The following is a 16613-nucleotide window of genomic DNA, read 5'->3' as shown; positions in this document are numbered from 1 at the left end:
CTCTGTTGCAGTCGGACCAGTCGCGGTCAGACCAGTCAGACGTGTCAGACGGGCTTTTCCAGGTGTCCGCCAAAGCCGAATCGGAGCGCCGACAGATACCTGTCGGCAAAATCCGCCTCCCCGCGGGAACTGAAGCGCTGGTAGAGTGCGGCGCTCAGCACCGGGGCCGGCACACCCTCCTCAATGGCTGCGATCGCCGTCCAGCGCCCTTCACCCGAATCGGACACCCGTCCCTGGAACTCCGAGAGATTCGGGCTCTGCAGGAAAGCCTGTGCGCTGAGATCGAGAAGCCACGACGCCACCACACTCCCGCGCCTCCACAGCTCGGTGATCTGCGCAAGATCGAAGTCGTATCGGTACATCTCCGGATGGCGCAGCGGCGTCGTCTCCGCATCGACCGCTCGCTCGGCTTCTCCCGCATTTGCATGCCGCAGGATGTTCAGCCCCTCCGCATACGCCGCCATAAGCCCGTACTCGATGCCGTTGTGCACCATCTTTACGAAATGACCTGCGCCGCTGGGGCCGCAGTGCAAGAACCCCTGTTCGGCGGTGCTGCTCCCCTGTGTCTCGCGCCCCGGGAGCCGCGGGGCGGCCGCCACCCCGGGAGCGAGGGTGGCAAAGACCGGCGCAAGATAATGCGCTACCTCCGCATCCCCCCCTATCATGAGGCAGTAGCCACGCTCCGCCCCCCAGATCCCCCCGCTCGTGCCAACGTCAAGGTACCTGAGCCCCCGCGGGGCTAGCTCGCGGGCGCGCCTGACGTCGTCGTGGTAGTATGAATTCCCACCGTCGATGACGATGTCTCCGGCCTCGAGTAACGGCACGATATCGGCAAGAAGCCCGTCCACCGCAGCAACGGGGACCATGAGCCACACGACGCGAGGCTTCACCAGGCGAGCGACAAAATCCTGCAGGGTGCGTGTTCCGACTGCCCCTTCCTTTTCAAAGGCGGAGACCACCTCATCCCGCCGTCCAAAGACGACGCATTCGTGCCCCCCCCTGATAAGGCGGCGCACCATGTCGCCACCCATGCGACCCAGACCGATCATTCCTACTTGCATACGACCTCCTACTCCACCTGGCATTTCGCCTCTTCCACTTTCGCTATCTTTCCCAGGCGTCGCCGATGGCGCTCCGCGCCGCTGAACCGCGCCCCCAGGAAGGTCTTGATGAGATCTACGGCGTCCGCGCATCCGGAGAGGCGACTCCCGAGGCAGATGACGTTCATGTCGTCGTCCTCCACACCCTGCCGTGCCGAATAGGTGTCGCAGATGAGGGCTGCCCGCACCCCCGCGACCTTGTTCGCCGCAATGGAAGCCCCCACCCCGCTGGTGCAGATGGCGATCCCCCGCTCGATAGAGCCCTCCGACAGCGCCTTTGCCAGAGGGAGCACGAAATCGGGGTAGTCGTCCGAAGGCTCCAGCTGGAAGGCGCCGAAATCAACCACCTCGTGCCCCTCGGAGGCGAGCGCCTCGGCGACGCGGGATTTGAGGGCATACCCGCCGTGATCCGCCGCAACCCCCACGCGCATCAGGCACCCTCCCCCGCCATCCCGATAAGGGCGAAAGCCCTCTTGCACACGTTCTCCACCGTGAAGCCGTACGCCTCCAGAGCTGCGGTGCCGGGGGCGGAAGTGCCGAAATCTAACACTCCAAGGACGTCGCCATGGTCGCCGACGTAGCGCTGCCACCCCATCGGACTCCCCGCCTCCACCGCGAGGCGCGCCGTTATCTCGGGGGGGAGTACGCCGCGCCGGTACTCCGGCGGCTGCTTCTCGAAAAGCTCCCAGCTCGGCATGGAGACCACCCGGGCCCGAACGCCCCGCTCCAGGAGCTTGTCCTGGACGCCCAGAACGAGCGGAAGCTCGGAGCCGGTGCCGATGAGGATGATCTGAGGCTTCCCTTCAGGCGCCTCCGAGATAATGTAGGCACCGTGGCGTACCCCTTCCGCACCGGCATACCGTGCCCGGTCCAGGGTGGGGACGTTCTGGCGCGAAAGGATGAGGGCGGTTGGCCCCGCCTTCCTCTCCAGGGCGAGAAGCCAGGCGACCGCCGTTTCGTTGGCGTCTCCCGGGCGCAGCACGACGACGTGCGGGATCGCCCTGAGGGAAGCGACGTGCTCGACAGGCTGGTGCGTCGGCCCATCCTCTCCGAGAGCGATGCTGTCGTGGGTGTAGATGTGGATCACCTGCAGCTCGGAGAGCGCGCCGAGGCGCAGTGTCGGCCGCATGTAGTCGGAGAAGGTAAGAAAGGTCGCATCGTAGGGGATGAGCCCGCCGTGGGCGGCGATGCCGTTCGATATCGCCCCCATTGCATGCTCCCGCACCCCATAGTGCACATTTCGCCCACCGTAACCCCACTCGCCGCCGACGGCACCCTGCCGGTCCTTCGGGGCGAACCCGGGGGCTTCCAGGTCTCCGAGTCCCTGAAGAGCGGTAAAGGTGGAGGGATTGAGGTCAGCCGAGCCGCCGAGAAGATTCGGCACCTTCGCCGCGAGCGCGTTCAGTACCTTTCCGGAAGCGATACGCGTCGCCATACCTTTTGGATCGGCCGGGAAGTTCGGCAGGGATCCTGAGAGATCTCCCGGGATCTTTCCGGTGATGGTATCGCGCAGCTCCTTCGCAAGGTCGGGGTATTCGCGCGAGTATCTTTCAAAGAGCTCCTCCCACGACTTCTCCAGCTCGGCCCCCCTATCCACCGCCTTGCGGAAATGTTGCTGCGCTTCCGGTGGAACGAGAAAGGGGGGATCAACCGGCCATCCAAGCCGCTCCTTGGTAAGCCTCACTTCGTCCGCCCCGAGCGGCGAGCCGTGCGCCTCGAAGGTGTCCTGCTTGTTCGGGGAGCCAAACCCTATGTGGCTGCGCACGATGATGAGGGAGGGGCGAGTCGTCTCCCGGCGCGCGGCTTCCAGCGTCTTTTCGAGCATCATCAGCTCGTTTGCGTCATCGACCACAAGAACCTGCCAGCCGTACGCCTCGAAGCGCCGCGCGCGGCTCTCGGTGAAGGTAAGGTCTGTGGAGGAAGCAAGGCTGATCCTGTTGTCGTCGTAGAAGTAGATCAGCTTGCCGAGCTTCAGGTGCCCGGCGAGCGAGGCCGCCTCCGATGCCACCCCTTCCATCAGGTCGCCGTCGCTGGCGATGCCGTAGCTGTAGTGCTCGATGATGTCGAACCCCGGACGGTTGTACCGCGCCGCGAGGTGCGCCTCCGCAATTGCCATCCCGACGCTGTTGGCAAATCCCTGCCCGAGCGGCCCCGTCGAGACCTCCACCCCCGCGGTCCGCCCCCGCTCCGGATGCCCCGGCGTTCTGCTACCGAGCTGACGGAAGTTTTTCAGGTCATCGAGGGAAAGATCGTAACCTGTCAGGTGCAGGAGAGAGTACAGGAGCATCGAGCCGTGCCCCCCGGAGAGGACGAAGCGGTCACGGTTGAACCACGCGGGGTTGCGGGGATTGTGCCGGAGAAACCGGGACCACAATAGATAAGCCATCGGCGCTGCGCCGAGCGGGAGGCCGGGGTGGCCGCTGTTCGCCTTTTGCACCGCATCGACGGAGAGAAAGCGGATGGTATTGATGCACAGCTGGTCGAGATCGGAAGGTAAAAGGTCTGCTGAATGACTCTGCATTGCCGGCTCCTGTTGCGGTGAAATAAGAAGAACGGCAAGCGGTTGACCGAGCCGTTCTGACCGAAGCTCACCAAATGCTAAACAAAAGGGGCGTGATGTCAAGCCAGGCGCGGCTTTTCACCTTTTCCCAGGCTTCCCTGAAAAGGGGGCATCCAGGCAAATCCCCCCTGTCCCCCCTTCGCAAAGGGGGGAACATAAGGGCTCATGCCTCCTGAAAAAAAGAGGAACTGTCTCACAACTTGAGGGTTCTAAAAACACGCCCGCACCACTCCGCCGTCCACCCGCAGTGCTGCGCCGTTTGTGGCGGAGGAAAGGGGGCTGCACACGTAGGCGACGAGGTTCGCCACCTCCGTCGCCGTGGCGAAGCGCTTTAGCAGGGAGGTGGGACGGACGCGCTGGAAGAACTCCTCCTCGAACTCGGAAAAAGGGCGCCCCCCGCTCAACTTGGCGGCAAACTCCTCAACCCCTGCCGAAAGGGTCGGCCCCGGCAGCACCGCGTTGGAGGTCACCCCGGTCCCCACGCACGTCTCGGCTATCCCCCTCGATACGGCGAGCATGGCGGTCTTCGTCATGCCGTAATGGATCATGTCGGCAGGGATCTGGATGCCGCTCTCGCTGCTCACGAAAACAATGCGCCCCCAGTTCCTCTCTTTCATCCCCCGGATGTATTCCCTGGAGAGTCGCACGCCGCTTAGGACATTCACCTCGAAAAGCCTCAACCAGTCCTCGTCCGGTATCTCCTCAAAAGGCTTCGGTTCGTAGATCCCGAGGTTGTTCACCAGTATGTCCACAGAGGGATAGCGCTGCAGCAGCTCCATTGCTGCCGAAGCAGTCGCGAGATCGCCGGCAAAAGGGTGGAGGCTTGCACCCGGTGCGGCAGCGGCTATCTCACCGATCGCGGCTTCAACTCCGCCCTCCGAGCGCCCATTGACGATGACACCGCACCCTTCAGCGGCCAACACCTTCGCCACGGCAAGACCTATCCCTTTCGTCGAGCCGGTCACCAGAGCCAATTTTCCGTTCAGCATCAGGTCCATAGCTTCCTCCCATACCGTTTAGCGCGGCGCATGCGTGCACCCCGAACGAAGAGATTGTACCGGTCACGCCACTGTTGTCGAATACCGCGGCTCCAGAATGAATCGGAACAGTGTCAGGAATCACGGATACAGGATTGAAGAAAGTGGTTTCATTGAAGTTGTTGCCTGACAAAGGAGAGGTCCCATGACAGTGCATGACAGGCACAGTGACACGGGCTCAATGAGCTACTGACAAAGAAGAGAAAAGTGAAAAAAGGGATGTATACGGAGCAAGCGCAGGTATTTCTTGAAAACGGGGATGAGAGAAGTTATTATTAACCAGATCCAATGTCATCAATAGCAGGTGGCTGGAGGGCGAGACAATGGGACATTTCATTGAGGAGATTCTTCGAGAGGCAATTTACAACGAGAAGAAGAGCCACGACTTTTGCCATCTCGCTGCAACCCTTGTGACAGACAAAAGGACCAAAGAGATCTTCTCACAGCTGGCGGATGAGGAATTTGAGCACGCAAGGTCTTTCTTCGTACTCTATACCGGCAGCGAGTTTGCCAGTACCGACCTTCTTTACAAGCACCACCGGTCGGAAGATCCCATTTTCGACCAGCTTCTCCAGGCGGTGGAGACCGACGACCGCGAGCGCCGGGCACTGGAGATCGCCCTGAGCGGCGAAAAGTGGTGCATCGACCGCTACAGCGTGCTCGCCCGCACCGTCCGCGAGCCGAAATATCGGGCGGCCTTCATAGAAGCGCTGGACCGCAGCCGCATGCAGTACGAGGTCATCGAGGAAGAGTACCGCCGCCTCATGGGAGCGGCAGGCTCAGCCTGGACGACCGCCTGAAAGGTATCCCCGGCTCTAAAGCCCCTTCAAAACGCCCTTGGCAGGGACCGCAGCATCTTCCTCTCTCCGCGGCATCAGAACCGCAGCGATCCGCCCCTTTTTAGCACCCTTTTTCGCCTCGACTGACTCAGCAGAGGGAGCCTCCCCGAGCTCAAGCCCCACGATTCCCGCAACGACCGCCCGGTAGCGCTCCAGCACGATCGTCTCGCTGAACTCCTCGGTCATCTTCAGGCGCCCCAGTACCCCCATCTCCCTGCGCTGCTCCGCTCCGATCTCCAGCATCGTATTCATCTGCCGCGCCAGATCCTCCGCATCCCTCACGGCGCACACCAGACCGGTCGTCCCGTGCTCCACCACGTCGCGGCACCCTGGGGCATCGCTGGTGATGAGAGGCTTACCCATGCTTGCCGCCTCCAGAAGGGTCCGGGGCACCCCCTCGCGATACGACGGGAGGACCACGCAGTCGGCCCCGGCAAAATAGGGGGCGACCGAGTCGGTAGAGCCCAAGTATTCCACCACCCCCTCATCCACCCACTCCTGGAGCTGCTTCGCGGATATGGCAGCCGGGTTGCCGTCGTCCAGCGGCCCCAGCAGACGGAAAACGACCTCCGCGGAAGTGGAGCGCACCGAGCGAGCCGCCTCCACATATTCGCCGATACCTTTGTCCCACAAAAGCCGGGCGCACAGAAGGAAGACGAAAGGAGCGCCCGCCCCCTGGCGTGGCACAGGCACAAAGCGCGTCGTGTCGACGCCGGAGCCGGGGAGCCGTTCCGCGAGGTGCGGCTTGACGATCCCCTTCTCCACGAAGATGGAAAGGTCGTCGTTGTTCTGGAAGAAGACCTTCCGCGACCAGGCGAAGGCGGCGCGGTACAGGAAGGTGGCGACCAGTTGCAGCACCCCCTTCCTGATGAAGGCGTACCCCAGCCCCGCGACGTTGTTCACGATGGGAATTCTGCACGCCCTGCAGGCGAGCGATGCGTAGATATTAGGCTTGGGAGTGTAGGAAAGGACGACGTCGGGCTTTAGCATCCGGAAGAGACGGCAGAGTTCCACTACCGTGCGCCCCTCGGCGAGGAAGTTCTTGCCGCGCCGGTTCAGAGGGATCGACACGAAGCGGATCCCCGCCTCTTCGATGCGCGTTGCGTAGCTGTCCGCCGGAGCCATCGCCACCACCTCGAGCCCCTGCTCCTGCAGCATCCGCATGAGCGACATCCTGAAATTCCAGAGGTACCACGTTGTATTTGCGATCACTACGACGCACGGACGCTTCTTCTCTGCAGACATCACCACTCCTGTACGTAATGTGCCGGGCAAACACCCGGATGAACCTTTTCTTCGCTGCTAACGCGCTTCGACAAGGGGGGGAACCCGCTGGAAGGAAGCAGGAACGGCAGCTTCTTGACGCGCCTGCCCATCGAGGAAGAAGGGGAGGAGGAAAAAGAACCAGAAGAGAGCACCGTTGAGGTTGTTGTGGGTCAGTGAAAAGGTCACCGTCCCGAGCCAGACGCTGAAGAGGTACTCCGCGCCGAACCCCTTGCGCCTGAAGATCTTCACCAGCGCCCAGAGCGAAAGGGCGACCGTCGCGAGGCACGCCACCCAACCGAGCTCCGCCAGGATGCGCACGAGGTCGTTGTGGGTGACGCGCCGCTCCTGGTCGGAGACGTCGATGGAGCCGGAGTCGGTGAGCATCTTCTCGGCTCCCGTGCTGTAGGCCCCGAACTCGCTGACGAAACGCCCCCACCCGACCCCGGTGAAGGGGTGGTCGTTCGCCATGCGCAGGGCGATCATGGCGAAGATGATCCTTTCCGCGTCGCTCCCCTGGCTCGCTTCCGTGTCGGAGAAGCGGGTGAGGTTCAGGGAGAGGAGTATCCCCACCACAAGCGCGCAGGCGCAGAGGTACCCGAGGGTCCGGCGCACGTTTCCGGTGCGGTAGGCGCTCCAGGCGACCTGCAGCAGGGGGAAAAAGAGAGCGCTGCGCGATCCGCTGACCAGGATCCCCAGCATAAGGATCAAAAGGGCGAGAATCCGGCGCATGCCGCGGCACTCCACCGCCACGAGACAGCAGCCGAGCCCGAGGACATAGCCGTAGTAGTTCGGGTTGTTCATCGTCCCCTCGGCGCGGGTACCCGGCGCGAGCAGAGACTGCGCGATCCCGGCGAGCGCGAGAGCCACGGCGAGAAAGGCGATGAACCTCATGAGCTCCTGCAGCTCGCCCTTTTCCTGACAGGAGAGGTACAGGTAGTTCAGTACCCCCACCACGGAGATGATGTTCACCAGCTGGACCCGAGCGTCAGCGTCGAGCGGCGCAAAGGCGAGAGATATCCCGATGAAGATGGCGAGGACGGCGAAGATGGAGTTGCAGCGCAGCACCCGCCAGGAAAAGATGGTGGAGAAGACCGCCCCGGCGATGAGAAAGACCTGGATCAGCTGGTGCACCTGGCGGTAGCACAGGCTGAAATTCTGCGAGCAGGCCACGGCACTGGTGAAAAAAAGCGCGGCCCCGGCGACGCGGCGGCTGGCGGCGCGCTGGGCGAAGATGAACCAGATGATGAAGAAGAATGGTGGCGCGCACGCCTTGATGATGTCCGGATTCATCCCTCTCCTACCTCGCAGCGGCGAACGGCGCCGCCGACACCCCGTCGTACAGCGCCGCATGGGCGCGCGCCATCCCTTCGAGGCTGTATTTCCCGGCCACCTTTTCGCGCAGCCGGTTGCCGCGGCGCCGGGCCTCCTGGTAATCGTCCAGCACCTCGTCGAGCGCACCTTCGAGGAGTCCCGGTTCCGCGAGAAAGCCGCAGCCGTCGCCCAGTATCTCCGGAATAGCCCCCACCGGCGGGGCAACGACCGGAATTCCGGCGGCGCCCGCCTCCAGAATCACCATCGGCAGCCCTTCCCACAGAGAGGACATGACGAAGCAGTCCGCCCCCTGCATGAGGGACGGCACGTCGCCCCGCACGCCGAGGAGCCTGACGCGGTCGCCGACGCCGCATTCCGCGATGGCGCGCGTCACCTCGCCGCGCAAGGAGCCGTCGCCGACCATCCACAGCTCGCAGTCGCGGTGGCGCATCCTGGAGAAGGCCTGCACGAGGGCCACCGGGTTTTTGGGGCGCTCCAGCCTCCCCACAAAGAGAAAGACGCGCCCACCCTCACGGGGGTCGACCGTTTCCGCGCCCTCCCCGGGGAGTGCGACCCCGTTGGGGATCACCGCCGTCCTGGCGCAGTTGAAGCTCACGTGCTGCCGGCTGGAGAAGACGACGTCGGCGTCCCGCACCCCCTTCGTCAGATTGATGAGCACGCTGCGCAGCGGAGAGAAGCCGCTGAAGCTGTGACTGGTGAAGACGACGCGGCTCCCGGGGAGGAGGAGACGGCAGGCGACGGCTACCACGAGGGAGTGGAACATGTGGGCGTGCAGGACCCGCGCCCCCTCGCGCCGCGCCAGGCGTACGATCTGCGCGCACCCCCGCAGGAAAGACCAGGGGTTCTTCTTCATGACCAGCGTATGGACCGGGACGGAGAGCTCCGGGTACTGGGAGAGGATGCCGTCCTGGCTGCCAAGGCTCACCACGATCGGGCGGTACCCCTCCTTTTGCAGGCGCGTGGCGAGCTCCAGGACGACCCGCTCCGCTCCACCGACGCCGAGACCGGTGACTATCTGGAGGACCGCTCCCCCTTCTCCCCCTCCCCTCTTCATACAGCCTCCATCCACCCGGTGATGCGCCGGGCCACCTCGGGCCACACGTGACGCCTGCTCTCCTGCCGGTTTCGCTCCCCCATCTCCTTCAGCCTCTCCCCCTCCGCGAGGAGCCCGCGCAAGAGCGCCACGTAGCGCTCCGGGGCGAACCCCTCTACCACGTAGCCGTTCTCCCCTTCCCTCACCAGCGTTCCGTAGTCGTTGGAGGCGGAGATCACCACCGGCAGCCCGCACCCCATCGCCTCCAGAAGGGCGGTGGGAGTCCCCTCCCTGAGCGCGGTGGAGAGAAAGACCCTCGACCCGGCGAGGGCGCGACGCACCTCCGGTCCGCTGAGACGCCCGGCGAAGAAGACGTTGGCGAGCCCCGAGGTCAGGCAGTGCTCCTCGAGGGGGGCGCGCAGCGGACCGTCCCCGATAAGGAGGAAGCGGCGCTCCGGCAGGGCCCGGGCGATCTCAAGGACCAGCGCGTGGTTTTTGACCGGGAGGAAGTTGGCAACGCACACCACGTCGGCAAGCGTTTCAGCGGGCGCCGTAACCCCCTCGAAAAAATGCTCGTCGACACCGCTGTTTTGCCAGCACGCGGGGACTTTGCAGCGCTCGCGCAGATACGCCGCGTCCCCGGCGCCGGTCGTGTACACCACGCTGTACCCCTTGAGGGCCGCGCGGTACACCAGGTGCCACCCCTTGCGCGGCGGCGCGCAGTGCAGGCTCGCCACGGAGCGGGAAGCGCCGGTGATCGCGCGCACCAGCCGCCCCAGGAAAAAGGCGCTCCAGTCGCCGTGCACGTGCACGACGTCGGCGCGGATCCCGGTTGCCGCCGCCTTCAGCGCCACCGCGAGGTAGTACAGGAGGTCGCGCAGCGCCTGCGGGCGCACCTTCCGGAGGTTGAGCCAGGACAGGACACGCAGGTCGCAGGGTGCGGTCCCCTCCCCCCGGTTGAAGAGGATCGTTACCTGGCACCCGAGGCGACGCTGCTCCTCAGAGAGGCGCTGGATGTGCCTCTCCATCCCACCCGGCAGCGGGGGGAGAAAGGGGTAGAGCCTCAGGATACGCACGGCGGCAGCACCTTCGGGCCGGAAACGGGGGGAGCGCAGGAGAGGATTTCGCGCCGGTAAAGGGCAAAGACGCGGTGCCACTCGAACTTCTCCTCGATGGTGCGGCGCGCCCGCCGCCCGAGGGACTCCCGCAGCGGCTGCGACTCGAGCAGGCGCCCCAGCGTCGCGCACAGGTCGTCGCCCCACGGCTCCTGCAGCAGCAGCGCGTTCTCCCCGTGCACCAGGACACCGTTTATGTAGCCGACGGGGGTGGAAACGACGGGGAGCCCCGCCGCCATCGCCTCCAGCACCGCGCGGGGCACCCCTTCCGCGAGGGAATAGTGAACGTAGAGGTCGTGGCGCACCAGGAGGTCGGCAAGCTGCGCGTGGCTCAGGTTCTGGTGGATCTCCAGACGATCCGCGATCCCTAGCTTCTGCGCCAGCTCCACGATCGCCCCCTTCAGAGGCCCCGCCCCGACGAGGGAGAGCCTGAAGTCGATCCCACACCGGTGCAGCGCCTCGACGAGCGCGAGCTGGTTCTTCACCGGGTAGAAGCTCCCCACCATGACGATGCGGACCGCCCCCTCGATGGAGTAGCAATCCTTCGCCCTCGAGAAGACCTTCAGGTCGACGCGGTTTGGCACCACCACCGCCTTCTCCACCGCCCCGGCTCCATACACGCGCCGAAGCTCCTGCGTCATGTGCTCGGAGAGGGAGCGGATCTTTTGCGCCGCGGCAAAGGAGATGGGGGAGAGGAGGCGGTAGCAGAGGTGCTCCAGCCGGGAGGCGATCCGTTCGGTGGTAGGGACGAAGTAGTGCACCCCGTGCAGCTCCATGAAGAGAGGAATCCCGAAGAGCTTCGAGCAGGCGCTTGCCGCGAGCCCCCCCAGCACGGGGCACTGCGCCACGAGATGGGTTGGTCGGTAGCGCAGCACAAAGAAGGGGAGCGCCCAGCTCAGGAGGAAAAAGACCCACATCCGGCGCCCCCAGGCGGGGAGAAGGTGCAGGTGGATCTTGCCGTGCACGGAGTGCTGGTAAGAGTTGATCCTGCCGCGGGCCACCAGGTGATACTCATCGACACCCCGGCTCAGCTCCTCCCAGATGCGGCGCGTATGGTGCGTGGCGGGAAAGGGGTCGTACTGGTTGCCACTGACGTGGAAGAGGACCGTCTTTTTCATGCGAAGAGCACCTCCTGGTACATGGCGGAAATCTCCTCAGTGGAGTAGCGCTGCACCCACTGCAGGTTCTCCCGGGAGAGCCCCTCCCTGAGGGCGCGGTCCCGCACGAGAAGCGCGAGAATTTCGGCAAAGGCGGCCGGCTCGTCGCGGCTGACCACCAGCTCCCCCTGCACAGGTCCCAGGAGCTCGCGGGTACCCCCCGCGTCGGTGGAGGCGATAGGAAGCCCCGCCGCCATAGCTTCCAGCACTACCCTCGGGAACCCTTCGTTGTAGGTGGGGTGCAGGAAGAGGTCCGACATGCCGTAGAGCTTCTCGATCTCCTTGTTCGCCACGTTGCCGAGGAAGATGCAGCGCTCGGAGACCCCCGAGTCGGAAGCCGCCGCGCGCACCGCGGGAAGCTCGGGCCCTGCGCCGGCCACGACTACCACCACATCTTGAAGGAGACCCTCATCCTTCAGCGGAGCGAGGCAGCTCGGGAAGTAGAGGAGCGTCCTTCGCACCGGCGACATGCGGTGCACGAGGAGCATGAGGAGCTCGTCGCCGCGGTAGCCGAGCGACTGCAAAAACTCCTGCTTCCCCTTTTTCCTCTCCGCGGAGGGGGCGAAGCGCCGCACGTCGATATCGTTGTAAAGGAGCCTGATCTTGTCGCGGCGCACCCTGCCGACCGTGGCGTAGTAGTCGACCATGAAGGAGGGGCCGGTGACGAAAAAGTGCACCAGGCGCCGCGCCGCGCAGTTCGGGAGGTGGGAAGTGACAAACCACCGCGCCTTCTTCAGGGACCAGGGCTGCTCCCGGTCGTACTCCAGCGTCGTGCCGCTCTGCCAGAAGAAGACAGCACCACCGAAGATCCTGTGCGCTGCCGTGGCGGTGAGAGCCGCGGGAGCCGCTATCCTCACGAAGGTGGAGGTGTACCCTTCCTTGATGAGGGCGCGAATGGTGGCGAAGAGCTCCAGGAAACGGCCGACTCCCTTGCGGCGCCGCAGGGGGATCACCCTGACGCGGGGGGTGCGGAAGGCGGGGATGCTGTCGGCCTTCTCGATTACCAGGGCGATCTGGCACCCCTGCTCGGCCATCGTCTCCAGGAGGCCGAGAATGTGGTGGAAGTGGCTCGCTTCCGCCGCCCCGTAGCGGTTCAGTATGTACACCAGCTTTTTCTCAGACATCCTCTTTCCTCCTGAACACCTTCCCGTGCCCGAGCCGGGTGTACACGAAGGGATCCACCTCTTTCCTGAGCGCCTCGAACTCCTCCACGTTGCGGTACTTCACCACCTTGCCGGGATTTCCGACCACCACGGCGCAGGGGGGGACGTCGCGCGCCACCACCGCTCCGGCGCCGATAACCGCACCGTCCCCTATGGTGACACCGGGAAGGACGGTGACGCGGGAGCCGATCCAGACGTACTCCCCCACCGTCACCGGAGCGGTCAGCATGACGTTGTCAAAGGGGAGCGCCTTCAGGTCGCGGTCGAAGTTGTGGGAGCGCGAGTAGATGTACACCCCGGGGGCGAAGATGGTGCCGCGGCGGATCTCGATGCCGCCGGCGCCGTCCAGGTGGCACCCCGGCCCGATGTGCACGTGGTCCCCCAGGGAGATGTTCTTCGGGTAGGCAAAGGTGTTGCGGGCCCGGGGGTAGCGCACCCCCTCCCCCTCCGAACGGAAAGTGATCTTGCGAAAGCGCGCCAGGAGGATGCTAGCCAAGAGCTTCAGGTACTTCATTTCTGCTCCTTTCCAGGTAGTAGATGGTGCCCAGGCTCCCCAGCTCGCAAAGGAGGAGGACGAAGGCGAAGGCGCTCCCCGAGGTCACGCCGAGAGAACGCAGGGAGGTTGCGGCGGCAAGGGAGATCGCTATGTAGGCGACCAGGCTCGCATTGATGCTGGCGAGGTGATACTTCGAGTACGCCTGCGCCCTGAGGAGCACCGAAAATACGTAGGGCCACACCATGAGGCTCAGCACGATCACCGTCTCGAGGTAAAGCTCCTCGCTGCCGGAGACGAGGCAAAGCGCGACGGAGGCGGCGATGCACAGAAGCTGGCAGCAGAGGGCAACGATTACGGAGTTGACAAGGGGGAGGCTCAAGGCCGCGCCGAGCGTCTTTCTGTGGTTCAGGAGCCCCTCCACCACCCTGATCTGCCCGCAGGTGAAGGAGATGCCGCGGTAGGCGAGGAAAAAGGCGCCGGCCGCCTCCTTCGTGGGGAAGAAGCTCCCGGCGAGGAGAGGCATGAGGTTGTCGCGTACCCTTTTCACCCCGATCCCCAGGTAGTACGGGGTGTAGGCGGCGCGGTCGCGCAGCAGGGGGTGCCAGGTCGAGCTCCGCAGGACAAGGAGGAACGGCTTCAGCTCCGAGCGGTTGCGGGCGAACCAGAACGACTGGGCGAGGAGAACGGAGAGGGAGAGCGAACCCCAGAGCGCCGTCGGAGAGGCGTACCCCGCCCAGAGGAGCCCCCCCATGAGGCCGAGGCGCAGCCCGGCGGCGGCGGTCTCTATCTGGAAGAACTGGGCCAGGCGCCCGCTCGACTGCAGCCTGATGTCGAGATAGCGCTTCACCGCCTGGAGCGCTCCGTACCCCGCGATCCAGGGGGAGAAGGCATGATAGGAGCCGAAGAGATCGAGGGCGAAGAGGAGGATCGCGATGAGGAGGGCGCTCAGGCAGGCGAGGCCGGCGGCGCCGTGCACCAGCTCGGGGTCGTCCTGGACCCGGAAGACGAGGTAGGAGCTCGGCACGACCTCCAGGAGGATCGTCACCAGGGATACGGTGGCGAGGTCCATGGTGTAATCAGCGTACGCGGCGGTGCCGAACCACCTGACCAGGAGGACGGTGCAGCCGAGGTTGCACCCGGAGAGCAGCCCGTTCAAGAGGGAGACCGATGCGAACTTTTTCAGCAATGCCACGTGGTACCCCGCTCCTTCATGCCTGGCGCCGGCGCCGCAACCCGAGCGCCTCCCCGATCCGCTGCAGGCGCTGGCGATCCTCCTCCCCTACCCGGGTGAGGGATGCACAGAGAAAGACGTAGACGACGGAGAGGAAGGATCCCGCGGCGGCGGAGAGGATGACGATGCGGCTGCGCACCGGCTTGCTCTTCTTCTCCGGCACCTTCGCCATCTGGAGGAGCTGGAAGGGGGCAGTGTCCTTCAGGGAGTTGATCTTCACCATCTCGTACTGCTTCGTGAGGGTCTCGACGAGCGCCTCCTGGATCTTCAGCTCCCGCATCAGCCGCACGTACTCCTGCCCCATCTGCGGCATGCTCCCGATGGACGGTATGGAGCCGAGGGCGCCGCCACCCTCCTGGCGGGCGATCTGCGCCTTCAGCGTGCCGATGGCAGCCTTTACCCCCTTCACCTCCGGGCTCGTGTCGGCGAACTGGCGCTGCAGCGAGGAGAGCTGCACCTGCTGCATGGCGAGCTGGGCCTGGAGCTGGGCCACGCCCTCGATGGAGGCTTTTGCCTGCTCGGGTACCGCGACCACCTTGTTCTTCGACTGGAACCCCTTGAGCGCCTCGTCTGCGCGGGCAAGGTCCGCCTTTGCAGCGGTGAGGCGCTGCTCCAGGAAGCCGCGGCTGCTACCCGCCCCCTTCATGCTGAGGTTCGTGGTGAGCTTGCCGAGCTCCTCCACGTAGGCGTTGGCGATCGCGGCGGCACGCTTCGGGTCCTCGTCGCTGTAGCTTATCGTGATGACCCCGTCCTTCTTCCCCGCGGAGATCTCCGCCCTCGCGTTCATCGCGGCGTAGGCGTCGGAGCGCAGCCTTGCCTCGTACACCTGCATGAGGCGGAAGCGGTCTATGATTGGGTCCTTCACGGTGTCGGTGGAGAGCATGGTCAGGTACAGGTCCCCCTTCGTCGGCCCCCCCATGGAGCCGCCCGCAAGGGAGGCAAGCCCTCCGAACTGGGCGAGCATCGCCCCCACCCCGCCGCTGTCGTCATCGCTCACCACCACGAGGGCGCTCGCGGTGTAGAGGTTTGGCAGCGTCATGCTGAAGAGGGCGCTCCCCAGCGCCACCACGAAGGTCGTGCACAGGATCAGGAACTTCCGCTCCGCCACGATCTGGACGTATTCAAGGATATTCACCGTCCCTGCACCCCCGGGACGCTCCGCTGGCTGTTGCATCGCTACTCCGTTTTCCCTTTCCTTCATTCTCTGCTCCCGCGAATCTCTCAGCAGGAGAGCCCGGCCCCGCCGGCGCGAGCCACGTACCACGAAAGCGCGGCGTCTAGCCCCTCTTCGATACCGTGGGTCGGCGCGTACCCCAGGAGGCGCACCGCGGCGGAGACGTCCGCCTGCGAGTGAAGGACGTCGCCGGCCCGAAAGTCGCGGTAGGTGGGGCAAAAGTTCTCCAGGTGCGGGAAGCGCGGAGCGAGGCGGCGCCGCAGCATGTCGAAGAGCTGGTTCAGGTCGGTGCGGTCGTTCAGCGCGACGTTGTACACGCGGTTCGCCCCCTCCCCCGCTGCCGTCGCCGCCAGGAGGTTCATCTGCACCACGTTCTGCACGTAGCAGAAGTCGCGGCTCGTCTCCCCGCTGCCGTTGATGAAGACCGGCTCCCCCGCCATCATGGTGGCGACCCACCGGGGGATCACCGCGGCGTACGGCCCGTCCGGGTCCTGCCTGGCGCCGAAGACGTTGAAGTAGCGAAGCCCGGTGCACGACAGTCCGTAGTGGCGGGAGAACTGCGCGGCGTAGAGCTCGCAGACGTACTTGCTTACCGCGTACGGCGACAGCGGCTCCCCCAGTGTCTCCACGAACTTCGGCAGCGCCGGGTGCGTGCCGTACACCGACGAGCTCGAGGCATAGACAAAGGAGCCGACCCGCGCGTCGCGCGCGGCGGTCAGCATGTTGAGCGTTCCGGTGACGTTGTTGTCGTTCGTGTCGCCGGGGCGCTCCAGTGAGCGGGGGACCGAGCCGAGGGCGGCCTGGTGCAGCACGAAATCTGCGCCGGCGCAGGCCCTTTCGCAATCTGCAGGCTCTCTTATGTCACCCTCGATGAAGTGGAAGCGGCGCCACTTCTCCTCCCCAACCAGGGCGCGCACCTCCTCCAGGTTCTCCCTCTTCCCCGTGGAAAAGTTGTCGAGCCCCACCACCTCCTGGCGAAGCTCCAGGAGTTTTTCCAGCAGGTTGGAACCGATGAATCCCGCCACCCCGGTGACCACCCACTTCTTCGGGGCGCGGCGCAGCCCCTCCTGTACTTTCTCAAACGCAGTCATTCCCTTTCCCCCTTTCCCC

At 64.9% G+C, this 16613-nt stretch carries 15 protein-coding genes; 1 reads left to right on the top strand and 14 read right to left on the bottom strand.

The genetic code is table 11. The features are described 5' to 3' along the window. Positions 1-44: 44 nt before the first annotated feature. The 4 genes from gnd to LPW11_RS18880 all read right to left on the bottom strand — a co-directional run bounded on the left by gnd (position 45) and on the right by LPW11_RS18880 (position 4658). Complete coding sequence (gnd, locus tag LPW11_RS18895; RefSeq protein WP_230995423.1) at positions 45-1061, bottom strand: phosphogluconate dehydrogenase (NAD(+)-dependent, decarboxylating); 1017 nt, start codon at positions 1059-1061, stop codon at positions 45-47. Positions 1062-1069: 8 nt separating this feature from the next. Next, entirely contained in the window at positions 1070-1531 is a 462-nt protein-coding gene (locus LPW11_RS18890; protein WP_230995422.1) for an RpiB/LacA/LacB family sugar-phosphate isomerase, read from the bottom strand. Next, positions 1531-3621 (bottom strand): transketolase, encoded by a 2091-nt coding sequence (gene tkt, locus LPW11_RS18885; RefSeq protein WP_230995421.1) that lies wholly within the window; start codon positions 3619-3621, stop codon positions 1531-1533. The genes LPW11_RS18890 and tkt overlap by 1 nt, the downstream gene beginning before the upstream one ends. Before the next feature lie 248 nt (positions 3622-3869). Then, positions 3870-4658, bottom strand: coding sequence for an SDR family NAD(P)-dependent oxidoreductase (locus tag LPW11_RS18880; RefSeq protein WP_230995420.1), 789 nt, complete (start codon positions 4656-4658; stop codon positions 3870-3872). Positions 4659-5020: 362 nt separating this feature from the next. Between LPW11_RS18880 and LPW11_RS18875 the strand changes: the two genes are divergently transcribed. After that, positions 5021-5497: a ferritin family protein gene (locus LPW11_RS18875; protein ID WP_230995419.1), complete on the top strand. Its 477-nt coding sequence runs from the start codon at positions 5021-5023 to the stop codon at positions 5495-5497. Positions 5498-5512: 15 nt separating this feature from the next. Here LPW11_RS18875 and LPW11_RS18870 read toward each other — a convergent pair whose 3' ends face one another. Genes LPW11_RS18870 through LPW11_RS18825 form a run of 10 tightly spaced genes read right to left on the bottom strand, consistent with a single transcriptional unit; the run spans position 5513 to position 16594 of the window. Beyond that, on the bottom strand, positions 5513-6781 hold the full coding sequence (locus LPW11_RS18870) for a glycosyltransferase family 4 protein (protein WP_230995418.1): 1269 nt from the start codon (positions 6779-6781) through the stop codon (positions 5513-5515). Between the two features lie 57 nt (positions 6782-6838). Then, positions 6839-8092, bottom strand: a complete 1254-nt coding sequence (locus tag LPW11_RS18865; RefSeq protein WP_230995417.1) for an O-antigen ligase family protein — start codon at positions 8090-8092, stop codon at positions 6839-6841. A gap of 7 nt (positions 8093-8099) precedes the next feature. Next, positions 8100-9188 carry a glycosyltransferase gene (locus tag LPW11_RS18860; protein ID WP_230995416.1) on the bottom strand — a complete coding sequence of 363 codons (1089 nt, stop codon included), beginning with the start codon at positions 9186-9188 and terminating at the stop codon, positions 8100-8102. Then, positions 9185-10243, bottom strand: a complete 1059-nt coding sequence (locus tag LPW11_RS18855) for a glycosyltransferase family 4 protein (protein ID WP_230995415.1) — start codon at positions 10241-10243, stop codon at positions 9185-9187. The genes LPW11_RS18860 and LPW11_RS18855 overlap by 4 nt, the downstream gene beginning before the upstream one ends. Beyond that, a complete protein-coding gene (locus tag LPW11_RS18850; protein ID WP_230995414.1) occupies positions 10231-11400 on the bottom strand; it encodes a glycosyltransferase family 4 protein in 1170 nt (389 codons plus the stop codon). The genes LPW11_RS18855 and LPW11_RS18850 overlap by 13 nt, the downstream gene beginning before the upstream one ends. Continuing rightward, the gene (locus tag LPW11_RS18845) at positions 11397-12563 is read right to left on the bottom strand and encodes a glycosyltransferase family 4 protein (protein WP_230995413.1); all 1167 of its coding nucleotides are present in this window, start codon (positions 12561-12563) and stop codon (positions 11397-11399) included. Before LPW11_RS18845 ends, LPW11_RS18850 begins: the two co-directional genes overlap by 4 nt. Continuing rightward, the gene (locus LPW11_RS22425; RefSeq protein WP_331001581.1) at positions 12556-13116 is read right to left on the bottom strand and encodes an acyltransferase; all 561 of its coding nucleotides are present in this window, start codon (positions 13114-13116) and stop codon (positions 12556-12558) included. Before LPW11_RS22425 ends, LPW11_RS18845 begins: the two co-directional genes overlap by 8 nt. Beyond that, positions 13091-14290 (bottom strand): hypothetical protein, encoded by a 1200-nt coding sequence (locus tag LPW11_RS18835; protein ID WP_230995412.1) that lies wholly within the window; start codon positions 14288-14290, stop codon positions 13091-13093. Before LPW11_RS18835 ends, LPW11_RS22425 begins: the two co-directional genes overlap by 26 nt. A gap of 16 nt (positions 14291-14306) precedes the next feature. Beyond that, positions 14307-15530 (bottom strand): GumC family protein, encoded by a 1224-nt coding sequence (locus LPW11_RS18830; RefSeq protein ID WP_230995411.1) that lies wholly within the window; start codon positions 15528-15530, stop codon positions 14307-14309. Positions 15531-15550: 20 nt separating this feature from the next. After that, complete coding sequence (locus LPW11_RS18825) at positions 15551-16594, bottom strand: SDR family oxidoreductase (protein ID WP_230995410.1); 1044 nt, start codon at positions 16592-16594, stop codon at positions 15551-15553. Between the last annotated feature and the right edge of the window lie 19 nt (positions 16595-16613).

It is taken from the genome of Geomonas sp. RF6 (assembly GCF_021044625.1).
Taxonomy (GTDB): Bacteria; Desulfobacterota; Desulfuromonadia; order Geobacterales; family Geobacteraceae; genus RF6.
Note: the sequence above shows the minus strand (reverse complement) of the source record. Positions and strands in the feature narration are given on the sequence as shown.

What these genes read in the sequence shown, in the direction of transcription:
- LPW11_RS22425 (WP_331001581.1), bottom strand. Translation starts at nt 13,116, where the DNA reads ATGAAGTACCTGAAGCTCTTGGCTAGCATCCTCCTGGCGCGCTTTCGC.
- gnd (WP_230995423.1), bottom strand. Translation starts at nt 1,061, where the DNA reads ATGCAAGTAGGAATGATCGGTCTGGGTCGCATGGGTGGCGACATGGTG.
- tkt (WP_230995421.1), bottom strand. Translation starts at nt 3,621, where the DNA reads ATGCAGAGTCATTCAGCAGACCTTTTACCTTCCGATCTCGACCAGCTG.
- LPW11_RS18850 (WP_230995414.1), bottom strand. Translation starts at nt 11,400, where the DNA reads ATGAAAAAGACGGTCCTCTTCCACGTCAGTGGCAACCAGTACGACCCC.
- LPW11_RS18880 (WP_230995420.1), bottom strand. Translation starts at nt 4,658, where the DNA reads ATGGACCTGATGCTGAACGGAAAATTGGCTCTGGTGACCGGCTCGACG.
- LPW11_RS18865 (WP_230995417.1), bottom strand. Translation starts at nt 8,092, where the DNA reads ATGAATCCGGACATCATCAAGGCGTGCGCGCCACCATTCTTCTTCATC.
- LPW11_RS18875 (WP_230995419.1), top strand. Translation starts at nt 5,021, where the DNA reads ATGGGACATTTCATTGAGGAGATTCTTCGAGAGGCAATTTACAACGAG.
- LPW11_RS18890 (WP_230995422.1), bottom strand. Translation starts at nt 1,531, where the DNA reads ATGCGCGTGGGGGTTGCGGCGGATCACGGCGGGTATGCCCTCAAATCC.
- LPW11_RS18870 (WP_230995418.1), bottom strand. Translation starts at nt 6,781, where the DNA reads ATGTCTGCAGAGAAGAAGCGTCCGTGCGTCGTAGTGATCGCAAATACA.
- LPW11_RS18860 (WP_230995416.1), bottom strand. Translation starts at nt 9,188, where the DNA reads ATGAAGAGGGGAGGGGGAGAAGGGGGAGCGGTCCTCCAGATAGTCACC.
- LPW11_RS18830 (WP_230995411.1), bottom strand. Translation starts at nt 15,530, where the DNA reads ATGAAGGAAAGGGAAAACGGAGTAGCGATGCAACAGCCAGCGGAGCGT.
- LPW11_RS18825 (WP_230995410.1), bottom strand. Translation starts at nt 16,594, where the DNA reads ATGACTGCGTTTGAGAAAGTACAGGAGGGGCTGCGCCGCGCCCCGAAG.
- LPW11_RS18845 (WP_230995413.1), bottom strand. Translation starts at nt 12,563, where the DNA reads ATGTCTGAGAAAAAGCTGGTGTACATACTGAACCGCTACGGGGCGGCG.